The 20,030-nt window shown below is 65.7% G+C and carries 25 protein-coding genes; 10 read left to right on the top strand and 15 right to left on the bottom strand.

Going from position 1 to position 20,030, the window contains the following annotated elements; all coding sequences use genetic code 11:
• Positions 1–53: 53 nt before the first annotated feature.
• From OXR60_RS16025 to OXR60_RS16040, 4 genes are all read right to left on the bottom strand, one after another.
• Entirely contained in the window at positions 54–1,292 is a 1,239-nt protein-coding gene (locus tag OXR60_RS16025; protein ID WP_267396945.1) for an MFS transporter, read from the bottom strand.
• Positions 1,289–2,491, bottom strand: coding sequence for a Na+/H+ antiporter NhaA (gene nhaA / locus OXR60_RS16030; RefSeq protein WP_267396946.1), 1,203 nt, complete (start codon positions 2,489–2,491; stop codon positions 1,289–1,291). Before nhaA ends, OXR60_RS16025 begins: the two co-directional genes overlap by 4 nt.
• A 1-nt stretch (position 2,492) precedes the next feature.
• Positions 2,493–3,695 carry an MFS transporter gene (locus tag OXR60_RS16035; RefSeq protein WP_267396947.1) on the bottom strand — a complete coding sequence of 401 codons (1,203 nt, stop codon included), beginning with the start codon at positions 3,693–3,695 and terminating at the stop codon, positions 2,493–2,495.
• Positions 3,696–3,810: 115 nt separating this feature from the next.
• The gene (locus tag OXR60_RS16040; protein ID WP_267396948.1) at positions 3,811–5,397 is read right to left on the bottom strand and encodes a lysine--tRNA ligase; all 1,587 of its coding nucleotides are present in this window, start codon (positions 5,395–5,397) and stop codon (positions 3,811–3,813) included.
• 131 nt (positions 5,398–5,528) lie between these two features.
• Between OXR60_RS16040 and OXR60_RS16045 the strand changes: the two genes are divergently transcribed.
• Complete coding sequence (locus OXR60_RS16045; RefSeq protein ID WP_267396949.1) at positions 5,529–8,279, top strand: ATP-dependent DNA helicase; 2,751 nt, start codon at positions 5,529–5,531, stop codon at positions 8,277–8,279.
• A gap of 13 nt (positions 8,280–8,292) precedes the next feature.
• On the top strand, positions 8,293–8,832 hold the full coding sequence (locus tag OXR60_RS16050; RefSeq protein WP_267396950.1) for a histidine phosphatase family protein: 540 nt from the start codon (positions 8,293–8,295) through the stop codon (positions 8,830–8,832).
• Positions 8,833–8,835: 3 nt separating this feature from the next.
• Here OXR60_RS16050 and OXR60_RS16055 read toward each other — a convergent pair whose 3' ends face one another.
• Positions 8,836–9,354 (bottom strand): DUF177 domain-containing protein, encoded by a 519-nt coding sequence (locus OXR60_RS16055; RefSeq protein WP_267396951.1) that lies wholly within the window; start codon positions 9,352–9,354, stop codon positions 8,836–8,838.
• Entirely contained in the window at positions 9,351–9,896 is a 546-nt protein-coding gene (locus OXR60_RS16060) for a ubiquinol-cytochrome C chaperone family protein (protein ID WP_267396952.1), read from the bottom strand. Before OXR60_RS16060 ends, OXR60_RS16055 begins: the two co-directional genes overlap by 4 nt.
• A 68-nt stretch (positions 9,897–9,964) precedes the next feature.
• On the opposite strand from OXR60_RS16060, the gene bamE reads away from it, so the two are divergent.
• The 5 genes from bamE to OXR60_RS16085 all read left to right on the top strand — a co-directional run bounded on the left by bamE (position 9,965) and on the right by OXR60_RS16085 (position 13,880).
• The gene (gene bamE / locus OXR60_RS16065) at positions 9,965–10,459 is read left to right on the top strand and encodes an outer membrane protein assembly factor BamE (protein WP_267396953.1); all 495 of its coding nucleotides are present in this window, start codon (positions 9,965–9,967) and stop codon (positions 10,457–10,459) included.
• A 433-nt stretch (positions 10,460–10,892) separates the two neighbouring features.
• Positions 10,893–11,573: a glycosyltransferase gene (locus OXR60_RS16070; protein ID WP_267396954.1), complete on the top strand. Its 681-nt coding sequence runs from the start codon at positions 10,893–10,895 to the stop codon at positions 11,571–11,573.
• Between the two features lie 31 nt (positions 11,574–11,604).
• Positions 11,605–12,306, top strand: coding sequence for a hypothetical protein (locus OXR60_RS16075; RefSeq protein WP_267396955.1), 702 nt, complete (start codon positions 11,605–11,607; stop codon positions 12,304–12,306).
• A 304-nt stretch (positions 12,307–12,610) separates the two neighbouring features.
• The gene (locus tag OXR60_RS16080; RefSeq protein ID WP_267396956.1) at positions 12,611–12,982 is read left to right on the top strand and encodes a hypothetical protein; all 372 of its coding nucleotides are present in this window, start codon (positions 12,611–12,613) and stop codon (positions 12,980–12,982) included.
• Between the two features lie 628 nt (positions 12,983–13,610).
• Complete coding sequence (locus OXR60_RS16085) at positions 13,611–13,880, top strand: hypothetical protein (RefSeq protein WP_267396957.1); 270 nt, start codon at positions 13,611–13,613, stop codon at positions 13,878–13,880.
• Between the two features lie 125 nt (positions 13,881–14,005).
• On the opposite strand, the gene OXR60_RS16090 is transcribed toward OXR60_RS16085, so the two are convergent.
• Positions 14,006–14,215, bottom strand: coding sequence for a hypothetical protein (locus OXR60_RS16090; protein WP_267396958.1), 210 nt, complete (start codon positions 14,213–14,215; stop codon positions 14,006–14,008).
• Positions 14,216–14,555: 340 nt separating this feature from the next.
• On the opposite strand from OXR60_RS16090, the gene OXR60_RS16095 reads away from it, so the two are divergent.
• Positions 14,556–14,801, top strand: a complete 246-nt coding sequence (locus tag OXR60_RS16095) for a hypothetical protein (protein ID WP_267396959.1) — start codon at positions 14,556–14,558, stop codon at positions 14,799–14,801.
• 555 nt (positions 14,802–15,356) lie between these two features.
• Here OXR60_RS16095 and OXR60_RS16100 read toward each other — a convergent pair.
• A complete protein-coding gene (locus OXR60_RS16100; RefSeq protein ID WP_267396960.1) occupies positions 15,357–15,593 on the bottom strand; it encodes a hypothetical protein in 237 nt (78 codons plus the stop codon).
• A gap of 474 nt (positions 15,594–16,067) precedes the next feature.
• On the opposite strand from OXR60_RS16100, the gene OXR60_RS16105 reads away from it, so the two are divergent.
• Positions 16,068–16,643, top strand: coding sequence for an opacity protein (locus OXR60_RS16105; RefSeq protein WP_267396961.1), 576 nt, complete (start codon positions 16,068–16,070; stop codon positions 16,641–16,643).
• Positions 16,644–16,860: 217 nt separating this feature from the next.
• Here OXR60_RS16105 and OXR60_RS16110 read toward each other — a convergent pair whose 3' ends face one another.
• From OXR60_RS16110 to OXR60_RS16135, 6 genes are all read right to left on the bottom strand, one after another.
• Entirely contained in the window at positions 16,861–17,013 is a 153-nt protein-coding gene (locus OXR60_RS16110; RefSeq protein ID WP_267396963.1) for a hypothetical protein, read from the bottom strand.
• Entirely contained in the window at positions 17,013–17,177 is a 165-nt protein-coding gene (locus tag OXR60_RS16115) for a hypothetical protein (protein WP_267396964.1), read from the bottom strand. Before OXR60_RS16115 ends, OXR60_RS16110 begins: the two co-directional genes overlap by 1 nt.
• Before the next feature lie 55 nt (positions 17,178–17,232).
• A complete protein-coding gene (locus tag OXR60_RS16120; RefSeq protein ID WP_267396965.1) occupies positions 17,233–17,619 on the bottom strand; it encodes a hypothetical protein in 387 nt (128 codons plus the stop codon).
• Positions 17,616–18,179, bottom strand: coding sequence for a lysozyme (locus tag OXR60_RS16125; RefSeq protein WP_267396967.1), 564 nt, complete (start codon positions 18,177–18,179; stop codon positions 17,616–17,618). The genes OXR60_RS16120 and OXR60_RS16125 overlap by 4 nt, the downstream gene beginning before the upstream one ends.
• Positions 18,166–18,441: a hypothetical protein gene (locus OXR60_RS16130; RefSeq protein ID WP_267396968.1), complete on the bottom strand. Its 276-nt coding sequence runs from the start codon at positions 18,439–18,441 to the stop codon at positions 18,166–18,168. The genes OXR60_RS16125 and OXR60_RS16130 overlap by 14 nt, the downstream gene beginning before the upstream one ends.
• A 494-nt stretch (positions 18,442–18,935) precedes the next feature.
• Entirely contained in the window at positions 18,936–19,202 is a 267-nt protein-coding gene (locus OXR60_RS16135) for a hypothetical protein (RefSeq protein WP_267396969.1), read from the bottom strand.
• A 61-nt stretch (positions 19,203–19,263) separates the two neighbouring features.
• Here OXR60_RS16135 and OXR60_RS16140 point away from each other — a divergent pair, with 61 nt between their 5' ends.
• Positions 19,264–19,713, top strand: a complete 450-nt coding sequence (locus tag OXR60_RS16140; protein ID WP_267396970.1) for a hypothetical protein — start codon at positions 19,264–19,266, stop codon at positions 19,711–19,713.
• Between the two features lie 41 nt (positions 19,714–19,754).
• On the opposite strand, the gene OXR60_RS16145 is transcribed toward OXR60_RS16140, so the two are convergent.
• Complete coding sequence (locus tag OXR60_RS16145; protein WP_267396971.1) at positions 19,755–20,015, bottom strand: hypothetical protein; 261 nt, start codon at positions 20,013–20,015, stop codon at positions 19,755–19,757.
• Between the last annotated feature and the right edge of the window lie 15 nt (positions 20,016–20,030).

Genomic DNA, 20,030 nt, shown 5'->3' on the forward strand with positions numbered 1-20,030 from the left:
TGTCTCGTACGGCACCGCAGCCCACCCGGCGGCGTGACCTGCTCGTCCGGTCGTCAGGGCTCCACCGGCGCCGTCGCCGGCGTTTCCGGCAATGGCAGCGGCGGGATCATGCGCAGTACTAGGCCGATGGCCAGCGCCAGCGCGCCGAGTAGGAAGCAGAAGAGCGCGACGCCGTTCCACCCCGCCCGGCTCCACGCGATACCGCCCGCCGAGCCGAGCACGCTCGAGCCCAGATAGTAGAAGAACAGGTAGAAGGCCGACCCCTGGCCGCGGTTGGCGAGCGCACGGCGCCCCACCCAGGCGCTGGCGATCGAATGAGCGCCGAAGAAGCCGATGGTGACAACCGCAATGCCGCCGATCACCAGCCACAAGGGCTGCGCGGCGGTCGCTGCGACGCCGACGATCAGCAGCATGATCGGCCACCAGAACACGTTGCGCCGCCCGAGGCGCCCGGCCAGCGCGCCAAATCGCGCCGAACTCACCGAGCCGAGGATGTAGAGCAGGAACACGCCGCCCACTGCCGCCTGGCTGAGGCTGTAGGGCGGCGCTAGCAGCCGAAAGCCGGCATAATTGTAGACGGTGACGAAAACCCCCATCAGCAGGAAGCCCTCGGCATAGAGCAAGGGCAATGCCCGATCGGCGAACAGCGCCTTGATCCCGCTCAGTGCGCCGCCAGCGCCCGCCTGGCCGATGAAGAAGCGAGATGGCGGGGCCAGCTGGCGAAACGCCTCGGCCATCGCGATCCCCGCCACGCCGACGCTGCCGAGCGCCCAGCGCCAGCCGGCGACATCCGCGACCAGGCTCGCGACCAGCCGCCCGCCCATGCCGCCGATCGCGCTGCCGGCGATGTACAGCCCCATTGCGGCGCCGACCGAGGGGACGTCCACCTCTTCGGCGACATAGGCCATTGCCACTGCCGGCACCCCGGCGAGCGCGATTCCCGTCAGCAGCCGCAACGCCAGCAGCCCGTTCCACCCTGGCACCACCGCCGCGGCGAGCGTCAGCACCCCGGCGGCGAACATCGCCGCCACCATCAGCGGTCGCCGCCCGACGCGGTCGCTGAGCATCCCCGCAAACAGGATCCCGATCGCCAGCGGCCCCGTCGCCAGCGACACCGCAAGCGAGGCCGCCTCGGCGCTGAGGCCGTAATCAGCCGCGAACAAGGGTAGCAGCGGCTGCACCGAATAGAGCAGCGAAAAGGTCGAAAAACCGGCAAACAGCATCGCCAGGGTCAGCCGGCGATAGGCCAGGCTGCCCTGGCGCAGCGGCGCTTCCTGGTGCGGCGATATCATGCTCGTTTCCCCGCCAGCGTCAGTACCGTGGCGCCGGCCAGCGCGGACAGGATCGATCCCGCCAGCACCGCGATCTTGACCGCCTCCAGCCGCTGCGGATCGGCAAAGGCAAGGCCGCCGATGAACAGGCTCATGGTGAAGCCTACACCAGCGATCAGCGCCATGCCGTGGAGCTGCGCCCAACTCACGCCCGCCGGCCGCCGCGCGATGCCGAGCCGCTGCGCAGCCCAGACTGCGCCGAAAATGCCCAGCTGCTTGCCGACGAACAGCCCGAGCGCGACGCCGAGCACCAGCGGCTCAGCGAGGGTCGCGAGGCTCGCATCGCGCAGCGACACGCCGGCATTGGCGAAACCGAACAAGGGCACGATCGCATACGCGACCCAGGGGCTCAGCGCATGTTCGAGCCGGTGGAGCGGCGAGGCAGCATCGTCCGGGGCGCCAGGCGAGCGCTTGAGCGGGATCAGTGCGGCGGTAAGCACGCCAGCAATGGTGGCGTGGACTCCCGAGACCAGCACCAGCAGCCACAGCAAGGCGAAGCCGGCGAGATAGGGCCACAGCTTCATCACGCCACGGCGGTTGAGCGCGAACATTCCTGCCAGCACCAGCGCCGCGCCGGTCAGCGCGAGCCAGTCGATGGCCTGGGTGTAAGCGACCGCGATGATCGCCACCGCGCCCATGTCGTCGACGATTGCGACCGTAGTCAGCAGCAGCTTGAGCGACGAGGGGACGCGCGATCCCAGCAAGGCGAGCACGCCGATCGCGAAGGCGATGTCGGTGGCGGCGGGGATCGCCCAGCCCGGCCGCAGATCGGCGTCGCCGCCCGCGATCAGCAGGAACACCAGCGCCGGCATCGCCATCCCCGCGATCGCCGCGATGATCGGCAGGCGGCGGCGTTCAGCGCTCGCCAGGCTGCCTTCGAGCAGCTCGCGCTTGATCTCCAGTCCAACCAGCAGGAAGAACAGCGCCATCAACCCGTCGTTGATCCACAGGTGCACGCTCATCGGCCCGAGCGTCGGCGACAGGGTGGGACCGGTATGGAAATCGAGCAGCGCGACGTAGAGCCTGGCAGTCGCCGGCAGGTTCGCGGCGATCATCGCCAGCACGGCAGCGACGATCAGCACGATCCCGCCGAAGGCCTCGCTGGTCAGGAAGTCGCGGAGCGCAGACCACCCGCCGCGTCGCGGATGCGCACCGGTCATGCTAACCGACTAAAGGTTCGGACGAGCGGGGCAAGCGTCCTCGTGCCGCGACCAACGAGATCGCCCAGATCAGCAGGCCGCCGAGCGCGAGCGCGCAGCCGACATAGCCGGTGGAGGTCCAGCCGTAGCCGGCGCTGATCGCCAGGCCACCGAACCAGGGCCCGATCGCATTGGCGACGTTGAATGCCGAATGGTTGAGCGCCGCGGCAAGCGCCTGGGCGTCGCCGGCGACGTCCATCAGCCGGGTTTGCAGCACCGTCGCCAGCGCACCGCCGAAGCCGATCGCGAGCACGTCGACGGCGACGGTCCAGATGTTGCCGGCGGCGAGCGGGAACAGCGCCAGCGCCACCGCAGCCCACACCAGCAGCGCGCCGGCGGTGGGCATCAGCGCACGATCGGCAAAGCGCGGCACCAGCAAATTGCCGAGCGTCATGCCGATGCCGAAGGCGGCGAACACCAGCGGAATCGCCTTGGGGCCGATGCCCGCCACGTCGTGGAGCGTGACGGCGAGATAGGTGTAGACCGCGAATAGCCCGCCGAAGCCGACCGCGCCGGTCGCCAGCGTCAGCCACACCTGGCTGCGCCGCAGTGCGCCGAGTTCGCGCAACGGGCTGGCGTTGCCGTCGGGCTGATCGATCGGCACCAGCAGCGCGACCAGCACGGCGGTCAGCAGCGCCAGCAGCGCGACGACGCCGAACACCAGCCGCCAACTCGCGATCTGGCCGAGCAGCGTTGCCAGCGGTACGCCGACGATCGTCGCCACGGTGAGCCCGAGCATCACCCGCCCGACCGCGGTGGTGCGCTTGTCGGCGGGTACCAGCGACGCCGCGACCAGCGAGGCGATGCCGAAATAGGCGCCGTGCGGCAGGCCGGCGAGGAACCGGAAGGCGATCATCCAGCCATAAGAGGGCGCCAGCGCCGACAGGCCGTTGCCGACCGCGAACAGCGTCATCAGCACCATCAGCAGCGTCCGCCGCGACATCTTGGCCGACAGCACCGCGATCGTCGGGGCGCCGATCACCACGCCCAGCGCGTAGGCGCTGATGATGTGCCCGATCGCTGGCGCATCGACGCCGAGACTGCGGGCAAGATCCGGCTCGAGGCTCATCGCCGCGAATTCAGTGGTGCCGATGGCGAAGCCACCCACCGCCAGCCCAAGGTGGACGAGGCCGGGGTGAGCGGCGGCGGTATCTCTCAAGCTCATCGATCTTCGGTACGCATCATGCTGCGACGCAACAAGGCGCGATGTCTTTAGCGGCTGGAAGAGAAGCCTGCCGCAACCGGGGCTTGCCGGTCAGGTCTGCCAAAGCGTTTGCCGCTCAACCGACCTTGGCGAGCGCCTCCGCGATCAGCTTGCGGCTGTTGGCGATCCCGTACAGCGCGATGAAGCTGCCCATCCGCGGCCCCTGGCTGGAGCCGAGCAGCGTCTCGTATAGTGCCTTGAACCAGTCGCGCAGCTCAGCGAAGCCGCCACTCTTGCCGATCTCGTAGACGATGTTCTGGATGTCTTCGGCACTGGCCTCGGCCGGCAAGGCGGCCAGATCGGCGTCGAGCCGCTCGAGCGCGGCGATCTCGACCCCCTCGGGCGCGCGGCGGTGCAGCGTCGGCGCGACGAAGTCACGGGCGTAAGCGAGCGCATAGCCGATCAGCCGATCGAGCTCGGGATAAGTGTCAGAGGTCGCATTTGGCACGTAATTGCCGAGGTAGCCCCACACCTGCTCCTTGGTCGCCTCGCCCATCACGCCGACGAGGTTGAGCAGCAGGCCGAAGGTGACCGGCAGTGTCTCCGTCGGCACCTTGCCGTCGTGGATGTGGTGCACGGGGTTGCCGAGCTGCTGCGGCAGCGCCTGGCCGGGATAGTTGCCGCGGAACTGCCAATAGTCGTCCACCGCGCGCGGGATTACGCCCATGTGCAGCTGCTTGGCCTTCTTGGGCTCGCGATAGGCGTAGAAGGCGAGGCTCTCGTCGGGGCCATAGGTCAGCCACTGGTCCATGGTCAGGCCGTTGCCCTTGGACTTGGAGATCTTCTCGCCCTTTTCGTCGAGAAACATCTCATAGTTGAAGCCCTCGGGCGGGCGGCCGCCGAGCACCCGGGCGATCTTGCCCGACTGCGTCACTGAATCGATCAGATCCTTGCCCGCCATCTCGTAATCGACGCCCAGCGCGACCCAGCGCATCGCCCAATCGACCTTCCACTGCAGCTTGGAGAGGCCGCCGAGCGCCGATTGCACCACGCGTTGGCCGTCATCCTCGAACGCGATCAGCCCGGCCTCGGCATCCACCACCTCGACCGGCACCTGAAGGACGATGCCGCTGGTCGGGCTGATCGGCAGGATTGGCGAGTAGGTGGCGCGGCGCTCGGCGCGTAGCGTCGGCAACATGACGTCCATAATGCCCTGATAATGGCGCAACACGCCCCTCAACGCCTCGTCGAACCGGCCGCTGGTGTAATAATCCGTCGACGACGCGAAGTCGTAATCGAAGCCGTAGCGATCAAGAAACTCGCGCAGCAGCGCGTTGTTGTGCGCGGCGAAACTGTCGTGGGTACCGAACGGATCGGGAATGCGGGTCAGCGGCTTGCCGAGATGCGCGCGCAGCATGTCACCGTTGGGGACGTTGTCGGGCACCTTGCGCAGGCCGTCCATGTCATCGGAAAAGGCGATCAGCCGGGTCGGCTGGTCGCTCAGCGCATGAAAGGCGTTGCGGACCATGGTGGTGCGCAGCACCTCGTTAAAGGTGCCGATGTGCGGCAGCCCCGACGGGCCGTAGCCGGTCTCGAACAGGATCGGCGCGGGCTGGCCGTCGACGGCGGGCTTGCCGTTAGGGTAACGCTTGAGGAGCTTGCGCGCCTCCTCATAGGGCCAGGCCTTGGATTCGAGCGCTGCGGTGCGGAGTTCGGTGGTCATGATCGCTGCGCCCTAGCGCATGGGAGGCGAGGGAGACAAATTCGTCTTAGGGGCGCGGCGAGCGATAGCCGGTCATCGCGGCATGAGCCGGATGCGGTTGCCATTCTGTTCCACGCCATTAAGTCAAGCCCATGGCCCCGCTCCCTTACCCCGCGCTCCACGCCAGCCACGGCGGCATCTGGATCGCCACCGCAGAGGGCACGCGCGGGGTAGGACGCGGCGAGGCGATCCGGATCGCGGCCGATACGCCGGTAATCATGCTCAACGCAGCCCTGATCGGCCAGCGGCTGGGCTATGCGGAACTTTCGGGGCTCGATCTGCTCGAATTGTTCGCGTTCTTGCACCCGGCACGGTTCGCAGTGCCAACGCCCAAGGGGCTGGCGCGTGCGATCGGCGTGGAACCGCCCGCCCGCGACGAAGACGTCGCCGCCTTCCTGCTCGCCTCGACCGCGGCGCTGCTCGCGGTGCCGGCGGGGGACTGGCCCGAGCGCGAGGGTGCCTGGACCGCGGCGCAATCGCTGTTGCGGCTGCGCTGGCCGTGGGGGCCGGTGATCGACGAGCGGCTCGCCAAGCCCGCCGTCAACGAGCGCTGGCTGTTCAGCACGCTACCTGAATGGGAAGAGCAGCCGCCGCGCCCGGCACCGCGCACGATCACGCTGGAGCCGGGTGAGGCGGAGGCACGCCTGGTCGATCTTACCGGCCATGGCGCCGAGGAGCGGCTCGGCCAGCGCGCCTTTGCCGCCGCCGCCACCGCGGCGTTCAGCCCGCGGGCGATGCGCGACGCGCCCAATCTGGTGCTCGCCGAGGCCGGTACCGGCATCGGCAAGACGCTCGGCTATCTCGCCCCCGCCTCGCTGTGGGCGGAGCGCGCCGGCGGCGCGGTGTGGATCTCCACCTATACCAAGGCGCTGCAGCGCCAGCTCGGCAAGGAAACCGAACGGGTATTTCCCGATGCGGCGATCCGCAAGCAGAAGGTGGTGACCCGCAAGGGCCGCGAAAATTACTTGTGCCTGCTCAACCTCGAGGACGCGTTGCAGGGCGGCTTTGCCGGGCGTGCCGCGATCCTCGCGCATCTCGTCGCCCGCTGGGCGGCATATAGCGCCGATGGTGACATGGTCGGCGGCGATCTGCCCGGCTGGCTGCCGACCCTGTTCCGCCGCAACGGCCCTGCGGCGCTGACGGATCGCCGCGGCGAATGCGTCTATGCCGGCTGCCCGCATTACCGCAAATGCTTCATCGAACGCGCGGCGCGGGCGAGCGCCGAGGCCGATGTGGTGATCGCCAACCATGCTTTGGTAATGGTCAACGCGGCGCGTGGTCGCGAGTTGGCGACGCGCCCCACCCGTTATGTGTTCGACGAGGGCCATCACCTGTTCGAGGCGGCGGATTCGATGTTCGCCACGGCGCTCACCGGCGGCGAGACGATCGAGCTGCGGCGCTGGATCCTCGGCCCCGAAAGCGGCGGCCGGGGCCGTCGTCGCGGCCTGCAGGCACGCTTGTCCGATGTCGCCAGCTATGACGAACAGGGCGGCATCGCCATTCAGGACGCCGTCGAGGCGGCACGCCATCTCGCCAGCGATGGCTGGCTCGGCCGGCTCGCCGAGGGCGCGCCATTCGGGCCGATCGAGCATCTGCTCGCGGCGGTGCGCGGGCTCACCTATGCGCGCGCCGAACAGCCCGGCGACGCAGGCTATGGGCTGGAGACAGAGCTCGCCGAGCCCAGCCCTGAGCTGATCGAGGCGGCGGCGCCGGCGGCGGCGGCGCTCGACGCCCTGGTGCGGCCACTGGTCACCCTCGGCCGGCGGCTGGAGGCGGTGCTCGCAGAGGCGCCCGACTGGATGGATGCGCCGGCGCGGGCACGGGTCGAGGGCGCGATCGCCTCGATCGGCTGGCGGGCCGAGACGGTGGCGGCGTGGCTGGCGCTGCTTGCGCGCGTCGGGGGCCCGATCGATCCATCCTTTGTCGACTGGCTCGCCGTCGACCGGGTCGAGGGCCGCGAATATGACATCGGGCTGCATCGACACTGGCTCGATCCCACCCGCCCCTTCGCCGAGATCGTGCTCAAGCCCGCCCATGGCGCGCTAGTGACCTCGGCGACCCTGACCGGTGGCGGCGCCAATCGCGACGAGGGCTGGGACACCGCCGAAGCCCGGGTCGGCGCGCCGCATCTCGGCCGCAGCCCGACCCGGTTCGAGGCGGCAAGCCCGTTCGATTATCCGGCGCAATCGGAGGTGCTGATCGTCACCGACGTCAAGCGCGGCGACGTGCCGGCGCTCGCCAATGCCTATGCCCGGCTGATCGTCGCTGCGGGCGGCGGCACGCTGGGGCTGTTCACGGCCATCCGCCGGCTGCGCGGGGTGCATGGCCGCATCGCCGACCGGCTGGCGCGCGAGGGGTTGCCGCTCCACGCCCAGCATGTCGACCCGATCGACACCGGCACGCTGGTCGACATCTTCCGCGACGATCCGGCCGCCTCGCTGCTCGGCACCGATGCGCTGCGCGACGGCGTCGACGTGCCGGGCGAATCGCTGCGGCTGGTGGTGATGGAGGGCGTGCCCTGGACCAAGCCGACCGTGCTGCACGCGGCGCGGCGGCTGGCGGGCGGCGGCCCCGCCTATGACGATCGGCTGATCCGCGCGCGATTGGCGCAGGCGTTCGGCCGGCTGATCCGTCGCGCCGACGATCGCGGTGCGTTCGTGATGCTGTCGGCGGCGATGCCGTCGCGGCTGCTTACCGCCTTCCCGCCCGGCGTGCCGATCGTGCGGGTGACGCTCGACGAAGCCGTGGCGCGGGTCGCGGCACGACTCGCACCGGGGCGGACCGGAGCGGCGCCGCTTTCCTTGCCGGTGGCGTTGGGGCATGAGGCGCCCTCCGAAGCCTGAGGGAGCGCCCCGAGTGAAGACGTTGACGCTGCTGCGCCACGCCAAGTCCGGCTGGGACGATCCGGTGTCGCGCGATTTCGATCGGCCGCTCAACCCCAAGGGCCGGCGCGCCGCAACCTTGATGGGTCGCCACCTGCGCAGCCTCGGCGTCGACTTCGATCATGTCGTCGCTTCGCCGGCGGTGCGAGTGGAGGAAACCCTCGACGGCTTTGAATCGGGTTATGGGCGCACGTTGGCGCCAAGCTGGGACCGGCGAGTCTACCTTGCCTCGTCGGCGACGCTGCTGGATGTCGTCCATGATCTGCCCGCGACGGTGGAGCGGGTGCTGCTGGTCGGCCACAATCCCGGGCTCGAGGACCTGCTGCTGATGCTCGTCCCCGAAGAGGCCGATGGCCTGCGCGGGCTGGTCGAGCAGAAATACCCCACCGCCACCGTCGCCGAAATGGACCTCGGCGTCGATGCCTGGGACGAGGTTCGCGCCGGCACCGCCACGCTCAATCGCTTCGTCCGCCCGCGCGATCTCGACCCCACCCTCGGCCCCGACGAGCGCTGAGCGTCACTTCTTCTCGAGCAGCGACTTGAGGCCCGACAAGGCGGTCACCGGCTTGAACTCATCCTCGGCGATCACACCAGCCTCTTGCAGGGCGGCGGCGGCACGCGGGCTTCTCGGAAATGGATCAAGCGCCAGCGCCAGGGTTTCCGCGGCGGCCTCGCCAAGATCGATCGCCCCGCCCTCGATCTCGATGGTGTCGAGCGCATCCTCGCCGAGCTCGACCTCCTCCGCGCCATCGAGCGACTCGACGAATTGGAGCGCCACCGGCTCGTCCATCGACACCGGCAGCGGGTCGCCGGTGATCGAGCAGGCTTGGGTCACCGTAGCGCTCACCGTGCCGCGCACCTCGATCCCGCCGTTCTGGCGTCGCACCGCCAGCGTCGCCTCCAGCCGGTCGATGGCGAGCAGCCCGAAGCGCGCGGCGACCGCGGCGCGCTCGGTGGCATCGGCGGCGATCGTGATCCGGCGTTCACCGTCGCCGATGGCGTCGATGCGCTCGGGGCGGCTGAATTCAGGGGTCATGGCAGGTCTCCGGCGGTAAGCTGGTCGAGGGTAAGCGGCGCCAGTGCGGCGCTGAACGCGGTCAATGCCGTTGCGACGTGCGACAGAGCGGCGGGTGGCGCCGGGGTGCCGCGGTAGAGGTTGCGGAGCAGCGCCGGCGCAAGATCACCGGCGGCGAGACCGTCGCGGTAGGCACCCAGGCGACCGCCGAGCATGCTCATCATCTGCCCGATGTGCTTGCCCACCACGACATCGCCGATCCCGAGCTGGCGGAGCTGGCCATCCATGTCGTCGACGAATCGTTCGGTGAGCCGGGCCGCGAGCATGGCCCCGGCACACTCGGCTTCCAGCCGCAGCAGCACCATCGCCAGCACCGCCGCAATCATGTCGAACCGGCCATCGACGGTGTCGGGCACCGCGCCGGCCACATACCAATGCTCGGCCCGGCCGTGCGCCACCACCGCATTGTAGAGCGGCAACGCTCGATCATCGCCGCCGCCGAACAGCCTTTCCCACCAGCTCACGCGCGTCCATCTCCCCACGCGGCTTGATGCACCGCGCATCCTCGCATATCGAGGCGATCGGCGAGCGATGCAATCGGCCGATCCCGCGCGCGCCTTCGGAGATAGTGATGAGCGTATCCATTGCCCGTGTCAGCCTCGTTGCAGGCCTCGGGCTTGCCGTCCTCGTTGGGGGCTGTGCCCCGTTGCGCTCACACCAGGGCTATATCATCGACGCGGATCTGGTGAATTCAGTGCAGCCGGGGGTGGATAATCGCCAGTCGGTAGCGCAGGTGCTCGGGCGGCCTACCATTGCCAGCCAGTTCGGTCAGGCGGACTGGTATTATCTGGCGCGCGACAGCCGCAACCTCAACTTCCAGAAGCCGCGGGCCAAGGACCAGATCACGCTGAAGATCAGCTTCGATACTGCCGGCACGGTGACCGGCATTACCCGTACCGGGCTCGACCAGGTCGCGAGCGTCAACATGTACGGCAAGACCACGCCGACGCTGGGCAGGAAGCGCGGCTTCTTCCAGGATCTGTTCGGCAACATCGGCACCGTTGGGGCGATGGGCGGCGGTGCTGGTGGGCCCGGCGGCGGCGGTGCCGGCCGCGATACGCCGTAATATTCGCGTCCGTTGTTTCCGGCCGGTTCTCCTACTGGGCCGGTTTCATGCTTGACCTTTCCTCGGCCGCGCCACCTCCAACACAGTGGCGCGGTTTTTGCCATGATTGACCGGCATAGTCCGACGGACAAGCCGCAGCTTCTACGCCAAGGTAATTGATAAACAGCTGGATCGTTGGCGCCTACATCAACGATGATCATGCTGCTCATTCATTATCCGCAGGTGGATCGCTGTGCGCATCAGATCAAGTCACGTCGTCACAACCTAATTCTTTGCCTTCGAAGAACGGGTCGCATGATTGCCGCGCAACTCAGTTAGCGATATTTTGTAAGTAGTTGCCGAGATCCGTCTCTGAAATCGTTCATACTGAACGCCCTCTTGCGCGAATCGGTTAGCTGACCAATGATGTCATCCGCACGACGGGGGAGTCGATGTGGAACCGATATTGTGGGGCATTGACGCGCTGGCGCGCGAATCCATGATGTTTGCCGCTGCCGGGCTGATCGTCGGTGGCGTCGACGATCTATTGGTCGATCTGTTCTTCATCGTGCGGCGGCTGACCTGGCATGGCCGGCGCCGCTACGCACTCGCGGACCTGCGCCAGCCCTCGGCGCCGGGACGGCTGGCGGTGTTCGTTGCCGCTTGGGACGAAGCCGCCGTGATCGGCGGCATGCTTGCGACCGCGCTCGATCGGTTCGACCATCCGGATTACCGGATTTACGTCGGGCTTTACCCCAATGATCCGGGCACGATCACTGCCGTTGCGCGGGTCGCCGCCGCCGACTCGCGGATCGTCATGGTGATCGGCAGCAAGGATGGCCCCACCACCAAGGCCGATTGCCTCAACAATCTCTGGCGCGCGCTGATCGACTCCGATCGGCATGATGTTCAGTCGACCAAGGCGGTGGTGCTGCATGATGCCGAGGATGTCGTTCACCCAGGCGAATTGCGGGTGTTCGATGCCCTGATCGAGGGGCGGGCGGTGGTGCAATTGCCGGTGCTGCCGCTGATCAGGCCGGGCTATCTGGTCTCGGGCCATTATGCGGACGAGTTCGCCGAAACAAAATGTGCGTTACCGCACCTGTTGATGCTGTCGACAGGTGCGGCGCGTTGACAGTTGGTGGCATGCCATTGATGCAGCATGCATGAAACTGCCGGTCGAACTCGAACGCCTCCTGGTTGCCGCCTTGGTAGTGTCGGAGGGCGATCTAGACCGGAGGTTAACCGCTCACGCGTTGTTGAAGCGATACAGCTTCGGGCGACAGCCATCCGGCTGGATCATCGACGGGGTTAAGGAGCTTGGATCGCTAGGCCTTCTGGTCGATTACAATCGCGACGGGACTGACGAGGATCAGTTTGTACAACTGACAAGCTCAGGCGCTGCCAAGGCACTTCGGCTCGTGAACGCCGGCTTCACGCTTCGAATGACAACGCCGCACAGCGATGGCAGCACTTTTTCTGACGGCTCATCTTATGCTACAGAGGTGCTTGCGTCGGAGCTGCTTACAGGTGCCGATCAGACGGCCTATCGAGATACAGACACGCTGCGCGCAGATCTGGACAGCGAGGCGTATCAAGCAATTTCGCGTAGCTTCTCCGAGGCGATTGAGAAGGTAGCGGCAGATAACGCTGTTGAAGGCAGAGAGCTAATCCTCACTGACCTCCGCTATGCCCAGTCGCTGTGGGAGCGAGGCGAGTTTAAGCGCATCCAATTTAAGGCGGCAATCGCGCTCAACGTGGAGCTCGCGTGCGAGAAGATTGTGGAAGGCTACAGCTCCCTCGCTTTGCACGCCCTACTAACCCTCCTACAAAGTTTTGCCGCAACAGCGTGGGGCATACATTTCTAAACCCTGCAACGAGCCTGGTGCTGAGCAAACCAGCGCTTTAGCCGTGAAGCCGGAATGTCGTTCTTTATCAACACTAATTGCCGGTTTTGGCCGACGAACCCGCCCATTGTAGATCAATGACTTACTGGGACCGGGGCATCTCGGTGAGCGACCAACCACGTCTTAAGGGTGCGCCATCATCGGTAGAATGCGGCCACTTGCACTGGAACGTCACCGGAGCGGCTAGGGTTCGCCCCACCGGTTACTTGTGGGCGATTGCAACGTGCGTTAAAGAAACTCGCTGCGGCGCCGTTAACATACACGAATGTCCTGCAATTATAGATTCCTGATCGATGAGCCGAACCGCTGTGTCCGCGTTCAGAGCGGAGGGATCTGGTGCCCTGCGGACGTACATCATTACACCCGGGAGTTCCGACGCCACGTTTTTCTCGCTCGGCGGCGGTTCGGTGACGTGAGGGTGCTTGTTGACGCCAGGGAGGCCGTCACAGACGCCCCTGGGGTGGCTCGCGGCCTTGCCGCGCTTGGAGCGCTGTTCGACAACCCCGGCGACCGCTTTGCCGTTGTCACACCGTCGAGCCTCAGAAAGCAGCAGGCGACCGGCGCAAAGCTGCCGACCACTGGCATGGCCTTCATTTCGCTCAACGCCGCCGAAACTTGGCTATTCGCTCACGATTGACGCAAAATAGCTACAGCCATGCTGCGTTTCGCAGCTCCCAGCACCGAGCTAATAGCTCGAGTTCATCGCCCGCAAACCTGTTCGGCTTGGCACGTCGATCGGGGAGAGATATTGTTAAAGTCTCCAACGGCCAATTGCCCGACCGAACCGACTCTACCAATGCGGACAACGCTCCCGAAGAAAGTACTTCCCGCTCCAGGCCATGCTCGGAGCGCCACGCCCGCACTAGCACGCCTTCTTCTCGCCAGGGAATGTTGCGAGCCTGCGCCGCCACGATCGCATCAACCGCGCGCTTCGCCATTCTTGGGGATCCTACCGATGTAACACGACGAGCTCGACCAACTGAGCTAATCGTTCCCTCGCGGGAGAGCCGCGTAATATCGGCATTTTGGACCGCGGCAAGGGGCCGTCTCACGGGCTTTGCAGGGCCAAAGTGAGGCGGCGGGACACGGGAGTCCCGCACAACGAATTTTGCCGCTTTCCTCCTCCACCGGCGCGTTGCAGATCAATGAGTTACAGCTGCTCGGGCAACCCCGCGGCCGCCGTCAGCACTTGTCACCGTTCGAATGCTGTTGCGGCAGATCCAGTGACGCGGTTATCGACGCTTTCTCTACAAGGGGGTTTGAACATGAAGAAGGTTTTCGCTCTAGCCGTCTCGACGGCCCTGCTGTCGCTCGCAGCCTGTCACACGAGCCCGCGCGAGCAGGCGGCTGACAACATCGAAGCCAACACCGAGGCCGTTGCAGACAACCTTGAGGACGCTGGCGACGCCGCGGGCAACTCGACTGTCGAGGACATGCTGGACAACCGGGCCGACGCAGTGCGTGCGACCGGCCAGAACCAGGCAGAAGATATGCGGACTCACGACGCAGACACCAATCTGTCGAACGGCATCTAACACCGCCAATACTACTGTCTGCCAAGGTCGCTCCCTAGAGCACCTTCAACTGAAAGGCGTCCGAGCTATTCGGGCGCCTTTTTTATGAGTGGTGATTGGCGCCGAAGCTCCAATAGGCCGTGGGCTCACTGGCTACCTGGCGTTTTCCTCCGCTTTTTGGAAAACGCTTCAAGATGGTGAGCTGTCGCTTCAAGATCGGCAGCAAGGCGCTCTAGTGCTCGCTCGGCGCCCAAGCGTTCAAGGCCGTCCCGCTCGTCGACCGTACGAGGAGGCTTGGCCCTCATCCTCGCGAGCCGCGCGGCCATACGAAGAGTTTCTGGATCAGGATCGGCCATGCTGCTGTCGTACCACAATCTGCAGCGGCATGGGTGACGTTCCGACCGGGACCTTGGAAAGCATGACTTTCTGCGGCTCTCCAGTGTCTAACCTGCTCGAAAGCCGCCACGACAACCCGAGGCGTCCAGGCACCGGTGTCTACCCAGACCGTCGTAGAGTCGAATGTCGTTTGCTCCAATGCCAGTTGCCCCTTCCGACCATCAGTCCGTGCCTTTCCAAATCAATGGCTTACGGGCCGAGCGGGCAGCTCGAAAGCTTCCATCTGTCGCAAATCTTTACATCTCGGTAGACTTTGGCCATTAAACCCCCGAGAGGCCAAACCTCATTTAGGAGATCAACATGATCCGTAAGTACCTCGCAGCCGTCGCTGCCACTGCACTCGTCGCCACCCCGGTCGTCGCAGCTCCGGCCAAGCCCGCTGCCAACCTTTCGGTTTCGAAGTCGGTTCGCGCGTCGGCACCTTCGGCGCAGAAGAGCAAGATTGGTGGCGGTAGCGCCCTGATCGCTGTGCTCGCAGCGGCTGCTGTTGGTGCAGGCATTTACGTTGCCGTCGACAAGAACGACGACGACGCAGACAGCAACTAAGAGACCCGGCCAGCGTCGTTGCAACTCCCAAGACGCCGTTGAAGCTGGCTAGGAAGCACCCCGAAAGGTGAGTGCGCGCAAAGGGGGCTACGGCCTCCTTTGTTGTGTCTGTCCAAGCGGGACGGCCATAAGTCGCCGGACGACTTCGACCGGGATTATGGAAAGCGGAGCTTTCTGCACCTCTCCGGTGTCTAACCTGCTCGAAAGTGTCGACGGAAAAGCTGCGACGTCGAACACCGACCTCTAACCGGATGGGTAATTGGTATCGGATGGCGATTTTCTCTCGCAGTTTCAGCCTTTGTGGTTCAGACTTTCGATATATCGCCATCTTTCAAACAGCTCTGTTCGTTACGGCCTGACAGCACCGGGCCGAGAGGGTATACGTCGCACATGAGTAGCCTGACTATCACCATGGTGACATTTGGGGCAGCATTGATCGCCGGCAGTTTTATCGGCTATCGAAGACGCCCGCGCTGAGCTTCGCTCGTGGCCACGGCTACGCGCTGAATATGTTTGTGCCATGATCGAGAAGGACATGGGCCAAGATGACGAGAGCTAAATAGGCCAGCCTTCGATGGCGAACTTCACGATCAAGATGCCGGCAGTCGCCGCAGCGGCGCACAGGCCCGCCGTTGGCCATCCAGCCTGCCTAGAAGCAAAAGGCATGGCCGCAGCGAGGATCAAGAAGCCGGCAATCTGAAACCGGCTTTCAAAGTGCTGCAGCATTATCCTGCACACCATGCCTGCGAAAAGGAATGCAACAGGGAGCAGCACGGAGGTTAACGAGCGCATTCACCGCGCTTAGCGGGCTATTGCCGTTGGGCGACAACATGTCGCTCACCCCGCGATAGTAATCTGTCGTGAAAGCGACCCGAGGGCTTCAGCACCGTCACGTCGATGAAGCCGACGCCCGGCCGGCCGCCTTTCAGCCATACCGTCCGCCGGGAGTCATTGGACGATGTGCCCCGCTCGATGTCGGCGATCCTGCCCCCGCCAGGCTTCAGCCGGATGCGCCTGCGAGCATTGGCTCAGCGTGTCCGAGCGCGCCCTTGGGTCCGCGAGCTATAGGGGGGGGGCTGTGGCTGATCGCCGTCGCCGCCGGATCGCCAACAACCAAGAAGCATTGGTCACCTCAGGCGCAGTGTTGCCATGAAGCAACGCTACCTGTGCTTTCTCTGTCGCGGCGGAAACCGTTGAAGCTCTGCAGGGTTACCTACCGCGAAGACCAGCCCAGACGGGGCGGTCGTTCGAGTGAGGTTGTGTAAAATGAAGAAGCTGCTTTTCGCGGTGGCCGCTGCCGCTTCCCTGATCCCTGCTATGGCTTGCGCGCAGGAGACCACCCAGGATGGTTCGCGCGCGTTCGGCATCGATCCCTACGTAGGTGTCATGGGTGGCTACGAGGGCTTCGACAGCGATCCAGGTCACGGCATCCCCTTCTCGCCCGCCGGTAATCGCCTGAAGGGCGGCCTGGTCGACGGCGTTGCTGGCGTCAACGTGCCGCTCGGCTCGTTCTTTGTCGGTGTTGAAGGCAATGCTACCAAGGGTTTCTCGGGTGACATCGACTGGGAGTATGGCGTGCATGGCCGGGTGGGCGTGCGTGCAGGTGAGACCGGGCTGTTCTACGGCAAGGTAGGCTATCGTTGGGTGAACTTCGATCGCTACGGCCGTGACAGCGGCGATTACGGGCGCATCTCCTATGGCGTTGGTGGCGAATTCGGGCCCAAGGCCATCGGCCTTGATGGCCTGGTGAAGAAGGAGGGCGTGCGCTTCCGCACCGAGGTGTCCACGACGGGGAACTTCGACACGGTGCGCCCGATGTTTGGCATCGTCGGCCACTTCTAACCCACAAGCACGAACCGTCTGAATGGAAGGGCTCCGAACCATTGGTTCGGAGCCTTTTTTATTCTTTGCGGCGGCGGCCAGACGTCGCTGGGTGGGTGGCGACGGTCACGCGGGGCGCGAAGCTTATGCGCGGAGCGTTCGGGCCGAGGGTGCCGATCGAATAAGATGCCGGTCAGAGTGACGACAAGCATGATAGCCCGGCAGGTCGCATCATCGGCTACAAGGTTGATGATCCGCCTTTGGTGATCGTGATCCAGAACAGCTCGGCAAAGATACCGATGATGAAGCCTATCTCGCGGATCATGCTGTTTTCCGAAGCTGTTTTAAGTCGGGGCTGAGTGGCGTGCGCTCCACGTATCTCGGGCGGCATCAGTGCGGGCAATCCTCCGGAGCCGAGCCGGTCGAGATCAGCGCCGAGGTGCATCGCCGTTCGAGCTTCACGCCGGCCGCGCGATTGTTGCCGCGCTCGACGGCCGCAACGGCCGATGCAGTCAGCTCTAGCAGTTCGCCTAGCCAACCGCGATCGACCGTCACCAGTTCGCCCGTCTTCCTGGCGGACAGCGCTGGCAGGCGTTCCGTCTTGGTCAGCTCAGGGGACAGCGTCGGCCGCTCGGTTCGCGCGAGCGATGCCGGCGTTGAGGCTGTCGCGCAGGCCGTCGACAGGAGCGGCAGGGACAGGAGCGCCAGCAGGTGCAGGCGGGACGGCGTCGAGCGCATCGCGAAGATCCTTGATCGTGGTCTGGAGGGCGGCGGTGGATAGATCGTCGGCACGGGCGACGTGCTTGGCGATCGAGGCCGCGGCATCTTTGGCGGCGCGCTCGTCGGTCCGGGCGTCGGCCACAGCCGCGGTGTGGCGATGTTCGGTCTTCGCCTCGACCTTGGCGCTGCCGGCGGTCTCGCCATGATGATAGACGCCGTAGGTCGCCGCGAGGATGGCGAGCACGGCTGCGACGATGAGAATGAGGCGCGGGCTCATGCTGCCAGATCCTTGAGGCAGATTACCCGCTCGCGCGCGCGCCGCGTCACCAGCCCCGCCACGACGCGACCGCCCGCCTTGTTGAACAGCGGGAAGCGGTCGCAGCCGGCGCGCCACTGGCCGGCATTCCAGAGCCGGGCGATGCTCGAACGGCAGACTCCGGCCGAGCCGATGTTGAACGACAGGTCGACCGCGGCGATCGCCTGGTTCGGCCGGCCGTAGAGCTTGGGCATGCATTTGATCAGCGGCTCGGCGTGGGCGATCAGCTCCTGCTCCAGCAGATCTTCGCACTGCTGATCGGTGAACCTCATGCCGAGCTTCACGCCCTTGGTGATGCCGTCGCAGGCTGTCGGCACGTTCACGATGTCGAGATATGCAGTAAGATACTGCCGGCCGGCGACATGCTGGACCGTGATCGAGCTGTCGGGCTGGACGGTCGCCTTGACGGTTCGCCCGCTCTCCTCCTTCGGCACCATGACTAACAGGGCGACCGCGGCGGTGACCGAGCCGATCACGCCGGCGAGCGTCTTCTTGCCGACAGGCTTGTTACCGACTGCCATCGCTCGCCCCTTCCGCTGCGGCTTGCGCCTTGGGCTGCGGGATCAGCCGCACGAGGATCACCAGGGCGAACAGGACAAAGCCCACCCAGGTGCCGGCGCGCTCGGGAACGAAGCCGCGGACCTCGGCGGGCATCATGTTCCAGAGCGCCAGCATCTGGTCGGGGAACGCCGCCACGGCACCCCAGAGGATGGAGCCGAGCGCGGAGATGCGCACGGACCAGAGGCGCAGCGCCTGCTGGCGCCAGCCGTCGATCAGTTTCATCGTTGTCTCCGAGAAATGCGGCAGCTCGCCGCAGGGGTAATCTTGGTCAGGGCGCAGACAGGCTCGGCAGCTATGCCCGCGTCATGTTCACCGCACTCGTTGTCTCAGCCGTCGTCATCGCCCTGCTCGGAGCGGTATGGATCCAGCTTCAGAGAACGAGAGGGGCGGAACGTCGAAGGCGGATCGAGGCGGTGAAGCCGCTGGAGCTTACCGAGGTGCTTGAGCAACTCGACGCCGAGCCTCGGCACGACGTGAGGATCCCCGCAAAGCTCCACGTTGTGCGCGGCACAGCTCCTGACTTTCCAGCACCACCTCCGCGGCGGCGGCCAGACGGTCGAGTTCGCGGGCGGGCAACGGGGGCGGGAACGCGGCGCGGAGCGCGGGATCTATGACGACGGTCTTTGCCCAACGGCGGTGAGCTACAAGGCGCGCCGCCGGCGAGGCTGCCATCGCCAACACGGCAATGATGAGCAGCACCAGCCCGCCGTCCGCGTTCATGGCGCCTTGTCCTTCTCAGGCGCCATCATTTCCAGCTTCACCTCGATCCGCGCCAAGCGAAGATCAAGCTGCTGCAGCATTTCGGTACGGGTTTTGGCGTCGGTTCGGGCGTCGCTCTCCAGCTGCTCGATCCGACGCGTGTTGTCCTTGACCTGCCCGCTGTAGCCACCCCCCGTCCAGATCAGGCCGGCCACGACCAGGGCGAGCGAGATTGCCGGCAGAAAGTCGATCCAGCGAGGGCGCGGGGCGGCTGGCGTGGTCAAGCGCCACCCTCTCCCGCGACCGTCCGGACCGCGAAGCTGCTATCTTTCATGATTGTCTCCGATGGACTTGCTGCTGCATCGCGGCGAAAAGCCGGGAATGTTCAAACTCGTGCTTGCCTGGGAGGCGTTCAAAGATTGGCTCAGCACCACGGTACACCTGACCCATTGGGGTCTGCATGTGGTCGTCGGGCTGGTGCTGCTGGTGGTGTTCGGCCGGCTGATGCGAAGGCCGCTACGGTCGTTCCTACCTCTCGCGCCTATCGCGGCACTGGAGGCGCTGAACGAGATCTCGGACTTTACCCGATACTATGTGTCGGACTGGCCATGGACGCCGACGGCAACCGCGATCGAGGTAGCCCTGACGCTGGTTCCGCCTACGATCGTCATCGTGCTGGCAAAGTGCTGGCCGCTGTTCGAAGAGGCGGCTGCGTCGCTCTGGTTCCGGCTGCGCTTTCCGCCGAGGCGCGAGCACATTTACGTACGCACACGTCGGCAGAAGCGGCTAAAGTAGACGTGCTGCCGCTATGGACAGCTCCACTGTCGACGTGGCGGTCAGGCGATCCGCTCGACCTCGAAGGTCGCGCCCGGCTGGATCTCGCCGGCGTTCCAGCCCTTCACCTGCAAGGAGTAGGTGCCGGTCGCGATGATGACCGCCTCCAGGCGGAACGGGTACTTGTTCACGAGCTCACCCGGCTCGATCCTCACGGTCGAGAACTGGTCCTGCTCGGCGAAGCTCTGGAGCGCGACGATCCGCTCGGCCCCGCCGGTCGAGCCAGCGTTTAGCGCGGTCATGATCCGGCCCTGGCCGGCCACCGTCAGCCCGCCATC

The organism is Sphingomonas sp. GC_Shp_5 (assembly GCF_026540855.1).
Lineage (GTDB): Bacteria > Pseudomonadota > Alphaproteobacteria > Sphingomonadales > Sphingomonadaceae > Sphingomonas.